We start from the raw sequence: 15,291 nt of genomic DNA, 5'->3' as shown, positions 1-15,291 counted from the left end.
CCATGTTGTTATTTTCAATCTTACTCTGGCATCTTTGCACGTTCAAAGTTCTGTGCTTCTTTCAGAACCTTGGTTGCATCAATTCCCATTTTAGTTGTGGTTCCGTCAGGTGCACCACGTGGATCAAGTGAACTTCCTCTCACATTTGGTATTATCATAACGTCCATGTCACCTTTCACTCTGGTGGCAATGGCAAATTCAACATCATGTAGGTCAAAGATGTCGATGTCATCATCAACTACAACCACATGCTTCAGGCTTGTGTGGGCTGCAAAGGCTGCCATGATGGCGTTCTTTCCGTCACCTTCTGTCTGTTTCTCTATCTGCACAACAGCATGCAGGTAACAGCATCCGCCTTCTGTGAGCACCACGTTCTTGACGGTTGTGACCTCGCTTACAGCATTGAATATCCTTGGTTCGTATGGAACTCCCATCATGAGCAGGTGTTCAGGACCTGCCGGGAGGATTCCGTGGTAGATAGGGTCTTTGCGGTGCAATATTCTTGTGATATGTATGACTGGTTCTTTTCTCACAAGGTCGTAGGTTCCTGTGATGTCCACGAATGGCCCTTCATCGACTCTTTCAACAGGGTCAATGTAACCTTCAAGTACAATTTCTGCATGAGGGACTTTGATTCCGTTTGAGCATTCGAAAAGTTCCACTGGCTTTCCACGAAGTGCTGCAGCATAGTTGAATTCCTTTCCTGCCGGTACACGTGTGGTCGATGCGAAAGTAACTGTGGGGTCTGCACCAAGAACAATTGCTACAGGTAATTTTTCTCCCTTGTCGGATGCTTTCTTGTGCATAACATAGCTGTGTCTTGGAGCTACAAGACGTGCTGCAAGTCTGGTTTTATCGACTACAAGAAGTCTGTGGATAGCTGCGTTCATGACACCTTCATATTCTGTTACAACAACTCCGGCTGTAAGGTATGGCCCTGCATCCTTCTCGAAGTGTGTCATTATGGGGAGTTTTGTAAGGTCAACTTCATCCTCGATGACTTCCATGGTTGGTGAGTTTTTTACAATAACAACCTCACCATCTGGTGATACTTCAGAGAGTTTCTTGATGATTTTATCCTTGTCCACACCGAACATTGTTGCAAGTTCATCCCTTGAACCAAGTACGTTCATGATGGCTTTGTTGCCGTCAATATCATGGAACAGCACCGGTCCGGGTGTTTTCTTTGCAATACGCGGTGCTTCGAACACCTTTGAAACAGGCTCTGTAACCTCTACGAGTTTCCCGTTCTTCCTGAGCTGGTCGATAAATTCCCTCATGGTATCATCCGTGTAAAAGTTGTAATATGTTAGTGTAATCTCATTTTTGGGCTAGAATATGAGCCAATTATATTTGAATGCATATACTAAAAGGGGATTTGTATACTTTACTATCAAAGTGAAAACCAGTATCTTTGTACTACTTTTTCACCTTCGTTAACTTCATTTTCCAGTCTTCCATCGCATTTAAGGATAGTTTTTGCAGAAGCTACATTCTTCTTATCGCAAGTTAGAAGCACTTTTGAAACTCCAATATCCTTTAAAATAGAAAGTGCCTTTTTAAGCATATAAGTAGCATAACCTTTACCACGTTCGGAAGGCCGGACACCATATCCTATATGCCCTCCATAATTAAACAGGTAATCGTTAAGTTCATGTCTGATATTTATTGCACCTAATATGCGTTCATCTTTAACTAAAAAATGAGTAGATGCCGGTACCAAGTCTTCAGAGCATGTTTCTTTTCTTTCGAGTTTGTAAATCTCAGTTAACCATTTTTCGTAACTTCTATCCAGTAGTCTTGCAGGAGATGGAATGATTTCTTCATTGCTTTTTTTCCATTCAATGGCAAAATCCAGATACGAATCTTTCATTGCTAGTGTTGGTTTTACAAGATTTACTGTTTCATTGATCATTGTGTATCTTTAATTTAGCATCATGCATGATAATAACCTTTATCCTTACCAACCTCGATCGGAATACAAAATAACTCCATTGTCCTTTTCGGTATATGGGGCTCAATTATGAGATTAAAATAGATTCCTATGTTGCGGTAGTTAACGGCTTTCTCGGAAAAGAAGTTTTTCAGGATACATGTGAATGCATCCTAATCATCGACTAGAATCTTGATTTCTTCAGATTTAATTTCTCCGAACCAGTAAGGCTTTGATACCATTTCATTCTTCAGTGTCCGATAAACGCCGTAGAGGGTGTATTCTCCAGGTTCTAGTTCCCAACATTTGGAATTGAATGTGGTATTAATTGATTCTCCCGGTTTTAGTTCTTCGGTTTCTTCATTGGTCATTGGAACTCTTTCCAACACACCACAAGAATAATGCACATAATTATCGGATTCAACTGATCTGAAGTATAGATCATAACTTATCTGCTCACAGAGTTTCCATACATTCAGGGTATTGTTTCCTGTATTTGTCAATGTAAGATGTATATCAAAGGTTTCGTTATCTTTTACTTTCGTCTTTTCCGGCACAACTGTTAAGTTCAAATTACCTGATTGATACTGGGATAAATAGATAATCTCAATAAATTTTCCATTGTATACTTCTCCATTACTAGTGCCCTTTATGTGATATTCTTCATTACCGTTGATAATTTCTCCACCCAAATAACCCATGGATTCCGATCCTGAAAACCATGCTGAGCTCTCTGTGTTATTAACAACCTTTCCTTCGAATATGAATACTTCTTGTGGGTCCTGTCCGTCGAAATATATGTCCGGTCCGTTGTTTAAGGATACCTTTCTGGCTCCTTCGGGAATAGCCACTTCCGTAAGCTCTAATTCTAAACTCCTATTTATTAGTTCAAGTGTGAAAGTGCCACTATCTGCATACTTCTTGAATAGTGCCGGGTCAGGGGTAACAACTTCATAATTTTCTTCAAGCCAGAAGTACTGGCTATCTGTAGAGATATCATAGTCTACAGTCTCGAATATTGAGTCTGCATTCTTCGTTGTTGAAGAATCACTATGGTCCATATCAAAACATCCGGCAATTGATACTGTAATGAGTGCACAAAGGATAACTAAAGGAATGGTTGGAGCTTTCATAGCATCACTATATGTAAACATGCATAACTTTGCATATAAATATATGCACTTATAAAATAATAGTATGTCGTAATATGTTTTATTTCAAAAGTAAGTTTTGAATAAATTTTTAGATTGTAACAATTTTCCAAATTAACAAAAAGAATAAAGGTTTTTTTTCAACACCATGCATGATAATATCCCTTATCCTTACCAACCTCGACCGGAATGCCAAATAACTCCGTCAGTTTCTCAGCAGTAAGAATATCCTTAATATCTCCGTCTGCAAAGATTCTGCCGTCCTTCAGAAGGACCGCACGGTTGATTTCAGGAACAATATCCTCAAGGTCGTGGGTTACAAGGATAATGCTCTTTCCGGCAGCTGCGATTTTGCTCACAGTTTCCCTGAACACATGCTTGCTTTTCAGGTCAAGGCTGTTTGTTGGCTCATCCAGAACAAGTATCATGGGGTCGTGGACAAGTGCCCTTCCGATGAGAACTCTCCTTGCTTCACCGGTTGAAAGGTGGGATATGTTCTTGCTTGCAAGATGTCTGATCTCAAGGAAATCAATAATATCTGCTGTCCTTTGCAGCATGTAAGGTTCGATTTTCATGTTAGGATAGATGCCAATGCTGCTGAAAAAACCGGAAAGGACCACTTCTACAACTGATATGTCTCTAGTATAGTCAAGTTGAAGCTCTCCTGATACAATTCCCATGAGATTTTTCAGGTCAGAGATTACCCACCTGTCTTTTTCCATAATCCTGAAAACCATGCCTTCAGTATCTGCAATTGGGCGGTAGTCTCCGATAATTGTTTTAATGATAGATGACTTGCCGGAACCATTCGGTCCGATGAGTGCGATATTTTCACCTTTCTTAATGTTGAAACATAAGGAATCAAGGATTAGTCTGTCATTTTTTCTGACAACTATATTCTTCATCTTAACAAGAGATTCAGGCATCTTTTCACTGCTCAACTTTGTGTTTTTTTGATTCTCTGTCATCTACTGGTCACATGTTTCCTTTCAGCTTGGTTTCATCCGTTTATTTGTCTAAGCATAATAATTCTTTTGTAGTATTCTATGAATGCCACATGAATCTTGTTTTACTATTTGATTTAACAGAATGACAAAAGACAATCTTTATATATTTATTACGTTATACTATTTTTTATTATCATCTATGGTTGTAATACTAAGGTACAAAAGTGGTCTCAATTCAATAGATGTCAAGGAGGGTTAAAATGGATGATGAAATAATCGGAATTGTTCCGAACATGAAAAAAAGTAAGATGCTGGGTATGTCATATGATATGTTCACTTTGATCGCAACGCCAGATACTACCATCATGGCTAAGGTCACACGTGCAATGCTGAATCAGGTTATAAAAGACTCTCGTGCACAGGCAAAAGCTGAAGGAAAAGGCTTCTTTGGCCAGTGGGGTGCTCAGATCTCCGGTGCGAACAAATACGCAGAAAGATATGTTAACATGAGTGCACAGACAGCTCTGGCAGAGGATAAAGCAAATTTTGCAATTCCAAATTCAACTATCAGTTCTGTCAAGGTCAATAAAAAGACCAGTACAGATGACGATGGCATAACTCAGACAAGCTGGGAAACCATCATCAAGGCAGATTCCGGGAAATTTAAGTACAAAACTGATTTTGATCCGAAGGGACATTTGCAGGCTATATACGGCAACCGTGTAAAATAACCTGGCTAAATCTTGTTTGAGATTCTCCTTTTATTATCAGCCATTTCCGGCTGAACTTTTTATCCAATCTTAAAGCATCTCATTGAAACAGATGCATGCTGGAATCCTTCATGAGTAAACTCAAGAGTGTCATCTTCTTCCTGTAATGCGATTGTATATATCATCGGCAAGTAGTGATCCAGAGTGGGAACACCAAGTTTGGCTACTTCACCCATGTTCAGGTATTCAATAAGATCCCTGTGGTTACCTGATAGGAGATTATCCTTGACCTTCTCATCAAGTTCAACCGCCCAGTCATAGGGTTCTGCATCTACATTCTGGAAATCAATAAGACCCAGATTATGGACGATGTTACCGCTGCCAATAATAAGCACACCCTGATTTCGAAGTTCTTTAAGTTCTGATGCAAGATCATAGTGATATTGCATCATTTTCGGGTGCCACTCATTGAAAGAATAATCAATACTCATCTCAAACACAGGAATATCAGCTTCAGGATACATATGTTTAAGGACTGCCCATGATGCGTGGTCCAGTCCCCACTGGTTACTGCACTCAACCGGTGCTTTTCTTACGGTTTCGCATGCAAGTTTAGCTTCAAAAGGAGCTCCCGGAGCTGGGTAATCAATCTCATATAATTTGCTTGGGAAACCATAGAAATCATAGATCGTCTTCGGCTTTTCATTACAGGTAACAAAAGTTCCATCGGTCATCCAATGAGCCGAAACAATCATAATCGCTTTTGGTTTTGGAAGTTCTTTCCCGAGTTTCGCAAGGCTCTGTGTGTAGCTGTTGTCAAGAATGATGTTCATTGGAGATCCATGTCCAATAAAGAGTACAGGCATTTTATCGCTTGATATGTTCCCACTCATAATATCCCTACATGAATTATGTTGTGCGTTATATTAATGATTTTTTGACTTATCCCACATACGGCTCTGTAAAAATCCTGCTATCAATATTTTAGGGTAAGCAGGTTGGTTTTGTCATGTCAATATGATTTCTGGTGGGTCATGAATAACTTGAGTAACCCAAAGGGCCCGGCGAAGCCGGCGTTTTTCAACAAGAAGGAAAAAACGATCTTCGTAACTCTGGAATACTTTCTTCGCATGCACTATTCTTTTGAATTATATTCTTTATAGCAGCATAGGAATGTGCCGCCTTCGGCGGATGGTTACTTTGTTTTAGATTTTCAAATTTTTTTTGTGGAATTTAAATAGAGCAAAGTTTTTTTTCACTCATATAAACAGGAATTCCACTGGGCAACAAATAGCTTCACTTATATACTGTCTTTTCCTACTCTTATTGTGAATTCAGAACTCGTTCCCTCACTGGACAAGAAGATCACAGAGTTTAGTTCACTCCCTGTCATAGAAGGCTATTACCTTGTGCTGGGTGGTGGAAAAATAGGAAGTGACTTTGCCAGATATGCCAGGGAGAAGTCTTTCTCTTTTGTAGTGATCATTGATGTAGATAAATCATCTAATGCCTCTAACAGTTCAGTGACTGTTGGCCGTGAAGAACTTCTCAATCTAATAAAGTATTTCCACAAGTCAAAAAGCAAATCCGACAATGTTTATTTCCATTGTATGGATGTTCGTAATGTACCTGAGATTCTTGAAGCCGGAATCCCGGAATTCATAATTCCTGCTGTGCCAACTCATGCTGTTGTGAATATGGCAATCGATATGTTGGGTTCATTTTCATCCGGAAATCTCATTTCAGCCGTTCAAATTGCTGACAACGATGAGAAAATGACGGCATATTTTAACGGCATACTCTCCCTTTTGCCTGAAAATATTGTGGTGTTTAATTCTCCAAAGGACGGGGCAATCATGCTCTCGTACGCTAAGATGGGAGAAATATGTCCTGATAACTGCATGGGGCCTGCTGAGTATTGTTATAATTTCAAGAGGGAAAAACCTGAAACAATAACGGCTTATGCCAGAAAGCTACTACCCATCTACAAGGGCTGGGTTTTTGAAAGTTGCCAGATGAAGCCTGGAATTGGTGGGATCAGAGGAGTTGATTTTAAAGAATATATGCTCTCTTTGATGGAACATGTGAAGTCAGTTTCTGAAAAAAGGGATTCATGTACAATTAAAGATCGTGTTTTCTTTATTGCTACAACCTGTAATTGTCATGGGATTATGAATTTGCTTGAGGTGCAGTAAAGCATTTCTGTAATCGGTAAAATTGATTTGTCACTGTCTAAATTGAGAGCACCGGTTATTTATACAATAGGGTGGTTGAAAGGAATAGTTCGATTGCTCAACGATGTATAAAGGGTTACTCTATTTTTGCGTGCTTCTTTTAACAATTGCTGACAGTAAGAAGTAGCCGTATCGGAATGAGCGATTTGGTTTTAACAGATATTACCTGTTCATACAATAATTCTCAGTATCGGTTCTGCTGTGCGAACTATATAAAAATTTAGGAGAAATATAAAATGGCATTCAATAACAGAGGCGGAAACAGTAGAGGCGGCGGCTTTAGGTCAAACAACGGTCCAAGAGAAATGCACAAGGCAATATGTGCTGACTGCAAACAGGAGACTGAAGTTCCTTTCAAGCCATCCGGTGACAGACCTGTATATTGCAGGGAATGTTTCCAGAATCACAGACCAAAAAGATACTAATTATTTCGTATAATTCAGTATATTTCAGACAGATACTGTTTTCATCTATTTGATTATCGTATCTGTCAACACAACTTTTTTCAATCCTTGTTTTTTTATCCTATCACTTTCCGTAAGCTAAGCTAGGGAGAAATGCAGGCATGAAGTTAAAAAAAGTGTTATGTCCGGCATGTGGTTCCCATATTCTTGCAGGTATACCATTGGGATAAAGCATTGTATCTGTTTCAATCACTTCCGGTAAACCGGGTGACTTTGGTGCAGCATAAAATCAAGTTCAAAGTGTACAAGCTGCAATAAAATGTTTGCATGTTATACTAAGAACGATGATTAAGAATGAAACTCTAAGAAACTAAGTAATCTATTCACTGGAATGAATCTCTTTAACTCGTCCAACACTACCATCTTCCAGTTGAACTTTTATTCCGTGTGGATGAGATGAAGATTTTGTCAGGATTCTTTTGACAACACCTCTGGTTATCTTGCCGCTTTTCTGATCCTGCTTGAGGACAATTCCAACAGCAAGTCCGATTTTGATGTTTTTTCGTGAGCTTCCGGGATTCATGGTGGTGTGAGAGTTTGAGACCATATAAGTTTGTTTGTAGATTGAATTTACAAATGAGCCGATAGTCTGGGGCTGCAGATGTGGTATTATATTGGTATTATCTCATTCAATATATCTTTTCCAACTTTTTGTTTCAGGACAGGTTTGAGCACAAGACCAACTTTAATTCCCAATGTTTCAGAAAGATAATCCTCAAGTTCAATAAAACCAAGCAATCCGGGCATATCACTGTACTCTACAAGCAAGTCGATGTCACTTTTTTTGTTTTGGTCATTTCTGACATAAGAACCGAATACTGCAAGAGAATGAACGTTGAATCTTTTTTTCAGTTCCGGCAACAACTTATGAAGTTGCTCTATGTACATATCAATTTCAATACTACTTGTATTTACCATAAGCATTCGTCCAGTTATTCGCAATCTTCAAAAACTCTTCATATCCGTATTCCCTTATAAACTCAGTTGCCTGCTGATATTTCCCGTATTTGTACCCATTTTTACCGTAGAACTCCATAATTGCAGGGCATGTCTCAATTTCAGGACAATCGGCACAGCTATCATATCCTTTCACAATGCAGCAGATTTTTATTTTGCATCTGGCTTTGCTGATGTCTCTATCACCGGTGTCATAGCCGATTTTGCATCCCTTGCAGGTTCCGGTGTAAAATGGTTTACAGGTTTTGCAGTATGCACCGCAGCAGCCTATTTCTTTGATGGACATGATTGTTATTTAGAGTCAATTATTCAAATGCATTGAGTGGCAGTCCCAGAGACTGAGCTTTTTCTGCTGCACGAAATCGCCTGATTCTAATTTCCAGTTCATTTGCTTTCGATTCAAAAGTTTCATGTGTTTCATCCATTTTGTCTTTTGATTCCCACATGCTAGTGGCTTTATTAGTTGAATATGTGATATTCTTGAAGCTTATAATCGGAGGCGATAGGTAGTGACCTAATAAATTCCGGTAGTGTGGCTGACCCGGCAGAGCAAAAATGATCCAGGGGTTGTTTGCAGCCATTTCTTTAATTGCATGGTTTTCGATTTCGTCCATGGAATAATCAGATATATCATTTTGATCTTCGCCAGAAGTATCAAACATATTTGCCAGTTTCACAAATTTCCATAAAACCTGTGCTTTTTCAAGATATTCGCGGTAAATTGGATGAGTTCCCAATGTTCCTCTTTGAATTACATCAAAACCGCTTGTAAAACCAGGTAAGTTTTTCTCTTCAAGTGTTGGTAACACAATTTTGTCCCAGGCGAATGTCCAGCTATTGATCCAGTCAAAATTAATATTACCTGAGCGATGTTCCATTATCTCCTTTATTATATCTTCCTCTGTTGCACGTTCAAAACAAGATGTGAAAACACTAACCGGGTCAGGGCTGCCAAATGATGCGTGGGTTATTACTGGAAACAGAAGTGCGATAAGATAACTATTGCCGGAAGCTTTTTCCAACAGCCATCTGTAGGGCTGAGCATAGAGGTGAGAATCTTCACCCTGTTGCATTATTGTGTCATATTCTATCCATGAATAATTGCCAGCCAGTCTATTATTATAGGTTTTAGCTTCGCCAATTTCAATTCCTTCTTCCTGTATTATTCGTGCAGGACTGCGAGTATGAACATCCCAATACCTGGCCCAGCATTCGGTAAGCTCATAAGGCGAAAATGGGATGTCTTCAGGACGCTGGCTAAAGTTCTTTAAAAAATCACTTTTAGGGATTATCTCGTTCATTTGTTCAAAATGATCCAGGCGTTTCCATTCCTCACTGATCAGATTGGCTATATAGCCAGAGGCAAGAAATTGCCAGAAATGAATGGATTCATGATAGAGCACACGGCAGAGAACATCTCCCCACTTTGCATTATTGGGGTTTTCATAGAATGCGTCTAACCCTTTTTCCTGCAAAATATCCGGCAATGGTGCTGAAATATTAATGGCTCCATTCAGGTACTCAAAATTATTGCTCATTGAGCTTAGATCCCCCCTTATTGACCCAATGCCAGGTTTAGTATGGACATCATGGATTTCAATGCCTCATCATCGCCTTTATCATAGTCTACTTTGTGGGTTGTAGCCTGGCCGTCTTTATCAATGATTACAAGAAAACCCATTGGTATGCCGGCAATTCGTGATATGAGTGGTGGTACTTCCCTCAAGTCCATCATAACACCCTGCTCCTTCTCTTTAAACCAATGATCGATCATACGTTTTGCAAGGTAAAGGACAGTTGCACCAACAAGAGCTGTTACCGGCTCGACAAAACGAGCTTCTTCCAGAGGTTCCCCCGGCAGACTCGTAATAGGTTTGATATTTTCGATACTAAATTCGTCTATATCCCCGGAGACTTCCTGCTCTGTTTTTAGTTCCTCTCTTGTCATATCCAGACGAAAATTAATGACGTCACTCATTTTACTCCCTCCTCCCACGTTAGATAATGAGTTATGTAAAATTATATGGTCAGTAGTATATAGTGCTTTTCTTCATAACAGTCTCTGCATTTGGAAATTTGTGGATATAAATCGCATTGAACTATTTTGCTTCTACTTTTGTCTTTCTTTTTCCACATCTTGCACATTCATAACGTTGATCACGTACATTTGATGAAAAATTAGAAAAACTTCCAGCTTTTCTCCATTTATGAAGACCCAGTTTACATAAAATTGAGATTACAACCACCAAGTGAAATTAGTATTATTGAATATAAAAAATTTACATTTTTATATGTTTTGAGTTCACAGCATCATTTAAACAACAACTTCACCACAACCATAATCCCCAGAACAATCACAGCGAACACAACAAGAAGATACACAAAACTGAATGCCAGATGGAAAAAAGCTCCCATGAAATTAAGAATGGCTTTTACTAAGGCAAAAGCAGCTATAATAACTACAATTACCAGAATGATCTCTTTAGCATCCAATGACATGCACCTGTCACTTAATTAACACTTTTATTATTTTATGTTTTTGAGAACCTGGTTTGTGAAATAGTTTTAACTAATATTTTATCAGGTTGATACTGAAATGCTCATATTAAAAATTTCTAATAAGCAATCATAAATTTATGCAGGAGCCTGCATGGAAATATTCTATAAACTAAACATTTATAAATATGAACTGGATATGTATATTAGACATCATATAAAATCGGCGGTTGTTGTGTTTACTTATATATTGTTAATCTTTTGATTGTGATCTAATATATAGGGACTTAAAAATGAGACAATGGAGTCCATCAAGATGAATAAAACGGGCAATGTTGACACTCTTGATACAGAAAATAAACTCAAACAAAGACTGGACTATGAGCTTATAACAGTCAAATGCATGCGCATTTTACTTGAACAAAACAGTCTGGACAACATTTTACCCAGAATACTTGACACAATACATCAGGTTGTAGATGTTAGCAGATTGTATATTTTTGAAAATGAAAATGACCCTGATAATGGTCTCTGTATGTCTCAGGTATATGAAGTTGTCTCAGAAGGAATCGATGCACAAATTGACAACCCGGACCTTCAACATCTGCCCTATAGTGAAGGGAGTCCTACTCTATTATCCATATTAAGTACAAGAAACTACTTTGCGCATTTGGTAGAAGAACTGGATGAACCTGAAAGAACGATACTTGGCGAACAGGGGATTCTTTCAATACTGCTGATTCCCATTTTTGCAGGTCAGCAGTTCTGGGGCTTTATTGGATTTGATGATTGTGTTAAAGCACGTAGATGGGATGAAGAGGATATCAACCTCCTCACAATGATTGCTGATGGGATTGGAGAATGCATTTCCCATAGAAAAGCTGAAAATGAACTGAAGGAAAGTGAAGAAAGATATAAATCACTGACAGATGCACCCTTAGGTGGGCTTTTCCTGCATAGAGATGGCATTATAATTGACTGTAATTTAGGTCTTTCTAAAATGACAGGATATTCACTTGACGAACTGATAGGGATGGATGGACTGCTCCTCCTTTCCGAAAGGTGCAGAGATGAAGCAACAATTCATATGCGAACATGGCAGGAATTATCTTATGAATCCACAGGACTTAAAAAAGATGGAACTGAATATTCCATTTTCGTACAAGTAAGGAACGTACCGTATAAAGGACGAAATGTGAGGGCTGTTGAATATAGGGATATGACTGAGCTGAAAGAATCAGAAAATGCGCTCAATGAAAGTGAAGAAAAATACCGTTTCCTTGCTGATAATACTCTAGATAGCATCTGGATTTTGGAACTTGACTTGGTATTTTCATACATTAATTCGGCAGTAACTAGGATTATGGGATTTACTCCCGAGGAATGGATTGGGTCAAAACTCAGTGATCACTGTGACGAAGGTAATTTTAGGAAAATGATGGACCTCATGCAATTGGAAATGGGAAAACCTGATAAATCAGAAGGCATCATGTTTCAGGTAGAGCTACTCCATAAAAAAGGATATAGTGTTCCTGTCGAGATAATATGTAAAGTGATCACTGATGATAATGGAAAACCTCTGATTATACAGGGTACTACCAGAGATATTACTAGTAGAGTACGTTCTGAAAAAGCACTAAAAGAAGGTGAAGAAAAGCTCAGTGCAATGGTAGCTAACATTTCCGACGTTATTGCTATTGTTGATAAAAGCGGGGTTAACAGGTACAAAAGTCCAAATGTAGAAAAATGGTTTGGGTGGAAACCTGAGGAACTGGTTGGTAACTTTGCATGGGAACTGATGCACCCGGATGATATTGCAAAGACACAGGAAGCACTCTATGAGATATCTACTAAACCAAAAGCTACCACTAAAATAGAAGCAAGGTACCGTTGCAAAGATGGGAACTACAAATGGGCGGAATTTATAGGTATAAACCTTTTTGATGAGCCTTCAATAAATGGATTCCTTGTGAATTATCACGATATTTCTGAACGCAAACTGGCAGAAAAAACTATTCTTGACAGGGAAGAACAATATAGGGCGCTTTTTACAGAAGCACCGATTTCGATAATAATACATGACAGGGATAGCGGTGAGATCATTGATGCAAATCCTAAAACCTGTGAAATGTATGGTTTTTCTTCGCTTGAGCAGCTAAAAACAAATGAATTATGGTCACTCCCTCAATATTCCTATAAAGATGCACTGAGATGGATACATAAAGCTGCAGATGAAGGAACACAGGAATTTGAATGGTTCAACAGAAAGATGACCGGAGAGCCTTTTTGGCAGCATGTCCGATTGAGTCCTGTAATCATCAATGGTATTGAAAGAGTTATGGCGGCAATCATAGACATAACTGAGCGAAAAAAAGCTGAAGAAAGGATGACAGAAGAAACTATCAGGAAACGTGTCCTCTTTGAACAATCCAATGATGGAATTGTTGTTGTTAATGACAAAGGTGAGGTTGTTGAGGCTAACCAGAAATATGCTGATATTCTGGGCTATTCTATGGATGAGGTGCTCCAGTTACACATATGGGACTGGGACAATCAATGGACACCCGAAGAACTAATTGAAGTGATAAAGAATACTGATGAATCTGGTTGCATGTTCGAGACACTACACCGTCGTAAAGATGGAACTTTACTGGAAGTTGAAGTTAGTTCGAACGGAGCAATCATTGACGGCCAGAAACTTGTTTTTTGTGTATGCAGGGATATAACTGAACGTAAACGGGCAGAAATGGAATTACGAAGGAAAGAAATGCAACTGCGTACAGCTCAAAAAGTAGGACATATTGGAAGCTGGGAGTTCAATCTCAATTCTGGAATCGTTAATGCTTCAGAGGAAGCAAGAAACATATACGGAGTAGGAGTAGATGAGGAGCTTACAATAAAAAGAATACAAAAAATCCCATTGTCAAAATATCGTCCAATAATGGACAACGCAATGAATGCCCTTATTGAAAGAAAAGAAGCTTATAATATTCAATTTGAAATCCCCAGCTCAAAAGAAGGGGAGATTCGCTTCATTAGTGCTGCAGCAGAATACTTTGCAGAAAGAAATGTAGTTATTGGTACTATACAGGACATCACGGAGAGAAAAAGGACTGAAGCCAGGGTTGCAGAAGAAACTGCAAGAAGACGTATTCTTATAGAGCAGTCCAATGATGGAATAGTAGTTCTCAATGATAAAGGGGAAGTAATTGAAGCTAACCAGAAATATGCTGATATGTTGGGCTATTCTATGAATGAGTTCCTCCAATTACACGTGTGGGATTGGGACAATAGATATTCACATGAGGAAGTAATTGAATTATTAAAAAATACTGATGAATCCGGAGTTAGATTTGAAACAAGCCAACGTCGTAAGGATGGGAGCTTTATTGATGTTGAAGTCAGCTCAAATGGGACTATTTTTAACGGTCAGAATCTGATTTTTTGCGTGTGCAGGGATATTACTGAACGTAAACAGGCTGAATTAGCTCTTCTTCAAGCTAAAGCACTGGCTGAAGAGTCAAACCTAACAAAATCGGAATTCATTGCAAACATGAGTCATGAACTGCGTACGCCACTCAATTCGGTAATTGGATTCTCCCAGGTACTAACAGACAGAATGTTCGGAGAGCTGAATGAAAAACAAATGGGTTATGTCTGTAATATACTGAAAAGTGGGGAACATCTGCTGGAATTGATCAATGATATACTCGATATTTCAAAAATTGAATCAGGTAATATGGAATTTACACCCGAAACAATTTATTTACAGGAAGTGATCAATGAGATCACATCATTAATGGAGCCTCTGATCAAAGCGAAAAACATTGATTTTGAAGTTAATAAGGACTTTGAAGAGCTAGAAGTTGATGCTGATAAGCTTAAGCTTAAACAAATTCTATATAATCTTCTTAGCAATGCAGTTAAATTCACACCTGAAAATGGCAAAGTTTGGTTTAATTCTAAAATCCTGGACAAAGGTATTCAGATATCTGTATGCGATAACGGTATTGGTATTCCCTTGGACAAGCAGCAAGCTATATTTGATCCGTTCAAGCAGGTTAGTTCCTTTGCAAACCGCATTCACGGTGGAACAGGACTCGGACTTTCTATTGCGAAATATTACATAGAGATGCATTCAGGAGAAATCTATGTTGAAAGTGAAGTTGGAAAAGGAAGCACTTTTACTTTTACAATACCGATTGATTCAAGAATAAATTAATCTATTTTCCATCATAAATTTAATCAAAACTTGACCTTTATATAGACATTTCTATTCCTTACAATGCATCTACATCACATAACTTGGTGTATTCTGGCAAGGCAAATAATTCAACTCCTGTCAAAATATGCAATCCGGATGAAGTGCAATTCGAGATATGTATAGCATGGATGGCAG

16 protein-coding genes are annotated in these 15,291 nt (G+C 38.6%); 4 read left to right on the top strand and 12 right to left on the bottom strand.

The genetic code is table 11. The features are described 5' to 3' along the window. Nucleotides 1–20: 20 nt before the first annotated feature. The 4 genes from FKV42_RS12080 to FKV42_RS12065 form a co-directional block, all read right to left on the bottom strand. On the bottom strand, nt 21–1,280 hold the full coding sequence (locus FKV42_RS12080) for a UbiD family decarboxylase (protein WP_154810538.1): 1,260 nt from the start codon (nt 1,278–1,280) through the stop codon (nt 21–23). A 113-nt stretch (nt 1,281–1,393) separates the two neighbouring features. Continuing rightward, nucleotides 1,394–1,915 (bottom strand): GNAT family N-acetyltransferase, encoded by a 522-nt coding sequence (locus FKV42_RS12075; protein ID WP_230375693.1) that lies wholly within the window; start codon nt 1,913–1,915, stop codon nt 1,394–1,396. Nucleotides 1,916–2,106: 191 nt separating this feature from the next. Then, complete coding sequence (locus FKV42_RS12070) at nt 2,107–3,066, bottom strand: hypothetical protein (protein ID WP_154810537.1); 960 nt, start codon at nt 3,064–3,066, stop codon at nt 2,107–2,109. Between the two features lie 158 nt (nt 3,067–3,224). Next, entirely contained in the window at nt 3,225–4,052 is an 828-nt protein-coding gene (locus FKV42_RS12065) for an ABC transporter ATP-binding protein (protein ID WP_154810536.1), read from the bottom strand. A 239-nt stretch (nt 4,053–4,291) separates the two neighbouring features. Between FKV42_RS12065 and FKV42_RS12060 the strand changes: the two genes are divergently transcribed. Further along, the gene (locus FKV42_RS12060; RefSeq protein WP_154810535.1) at nt 4,292–4,762 is read left to right on the top strand and encodes a hypothetical protein; all 471 of its coding nucleotides are present in this window, start codon (nt 4,292–4,294) and stop codon (nt 4,760–4,762) included. Between the two features lie 59 nt (nt 4,763–4,821). Here the strand turns inward: FKV42_RS12060 and ygiD are convergent, their stop codons facing one another. Continuing rightward, entirely contained in the window at nt 4,822–5,634 is an 813-nt protein-coding gene (ygiD, locus tag FKV42_RS12055) for a 4,5-DOPA-extradiol-dioxygenase (protein WP_230375690.1), read from the bottom strand. Between the two features lie 435 nt (nt 5,635–6,069). On the opposite strand from ygiD, the gene FKV42_RS12050 reads away from it, so the two are divergent. Together FKV42_RS12050 and FKV42_RS12045 are read left to right on the top strand one after the other, a co-directional pair. Continuing rightward, nucleotides 6,070–6,936: a Rossmann-fold NAD(P)-binding domain-containing protein gene (locus FKV42_RS12050; RefSeq protein WP_154810534.1), complete on the top strand. Its 867-nt coding sequence runs from the start codon at nt 6,070–6,072 to the stop codon at nt 6,934–6,936. A gap of 275 nt (nt 6,937–7,211) precedes the next feature. Continuing rightward, the gene (locus FKV42_RS12045; RefSeq protein ID WP_154810533.1) at nt 7,212–7,400 is read left to right on the top strand and encodes a CxxC-x17-CxxC domain-containing protein; all 189 of its coding nucleotides are present in this window, start codon (nt 7,212–7,214) and stop codon (nt 7,398–7,400) included. A 358-nt stretch (nt 7,401–7,758) separates the two neighbouring features. On the opposite strand, the gene FKV42_RS12040 is transcribed toward FKV42_RS12045, so the two are convergent. From FKV42_RS12040 to FKV42_RS12010, 7 genes are all read right to left on the bottom strand, one after another. Further along, nucleotides 7,759–7,962: a YwbE family protein gene (locus FKV42_RS12040; protein WP_154810685.1), complete on the bottom strand. Its 204-nt coding sequence runs from the start codon at nt 7,960–7,962 to the stop codon at nt 7,759–7,761. 86 nt (nt 7,963–8,048) lie between these two features. Then, complete coding sequence (locus tag FKV42_RS12035; protein WP_154810532.1) at nt 8,049–8,357, bottom strand: nucleotidyltransferase family protein; 309 nt, start codon at nt 8,355–8,357, stop codon at nt 8,049–8,051. Continuing rightward, a complete protein-coding gene (locus tag FKV42_RS12030) occupies nt 8,341–8,682 on the bottom strand; it encodes a DUF3795 domain-containing protein (RefSeq protein ID WP_154810531.1) in 342 nt (113 codons plus the stop codon). The genes FKV42_RS12035 and FKV42_RS12030 overlap by 17 nt, the downstream gene beginning before the upstream one ends. A 19-nt stretch (nt 8,683–8,701) precedes the next feature. Further along, a complete protein-coding gene (locus tag FKV42_RS12025) occupies nt 8,702–9,934 on the bottom strand; it encodes a hypothetical protein (RefSeq protein WP_154810530.1) in 1,233 nt (410 codons plus the stop codon). Between the two features lie 17 nt (nt 9,935–9,951). Continuing rightward, complete coding sequence (locus FKV42_RS12020) at nt 9,952–10,374, bottom strand: hypothetical protein (RefSeq protein ID WP_154810529.1); 423 nt, start codon at nt 10,372–10,374, stop codon at nt 9,952–9,954. Nucleotides 10,375–10,495: 121 nt separating this feature from the next. Then, nucleotides 10,496–10,642: a DUF1660 family phage protein gene (locus tag FKV42_RS12015; RefSeq protein WP_154810528.1), complete on the bottom strand. Its 147-nt coding sequence runs from the start codon at nt 10,640–10,642 to the stop codon at nt 10,496–10,498. Between the two features lie 64 nt (nt 10,643–10,706). Continuing rightward, the gene (locus FKV42_RS12010; protein ID WP_154810527.1) at nt 10,707–10,895 is read right to left on the bottom strand and encodes a hypothetical protein; all 189 of its coding nucleotides are present in this window, start codon (nt 10,893–10,895) and stop codon (nt 10,707–10,709) included. A 313-nt stretch (nt 10,896–11,208) separates the two neighbouring features. Between FKV42_RS12010 and FKV42_RS12005 the strand changes: the two genes are divergently transcribed. Further along, complete coding sequence (locus FKV42_RS12005) at nt 11,209–15,114, top strand: PAS domain S-box protein (RefSeq protein ID WP_196214130.1); 3,906 nt, start codon at nt 11,209–11,211, stop codon at nt 15,112–15,114. The last annotated feature ends 177 nt before the right edge of the window (nt 15,115–15,291 follow it).

The sequence above is a fragment of the Methanolobus vulcani genome (assembly GCF_006546655.1).
GTDB classification, from domain to species: Archaea; Halobacteriota; Methanosarcinia; order Methanosarcinales; family Methanosarcinaceae; genus Methanolobus; species Methanolobus vulcani_A.
Note: the sequence above shows the minus strand (reverse complement) of the source record. Positions and strands in the feature narration are given on the sequence as shown.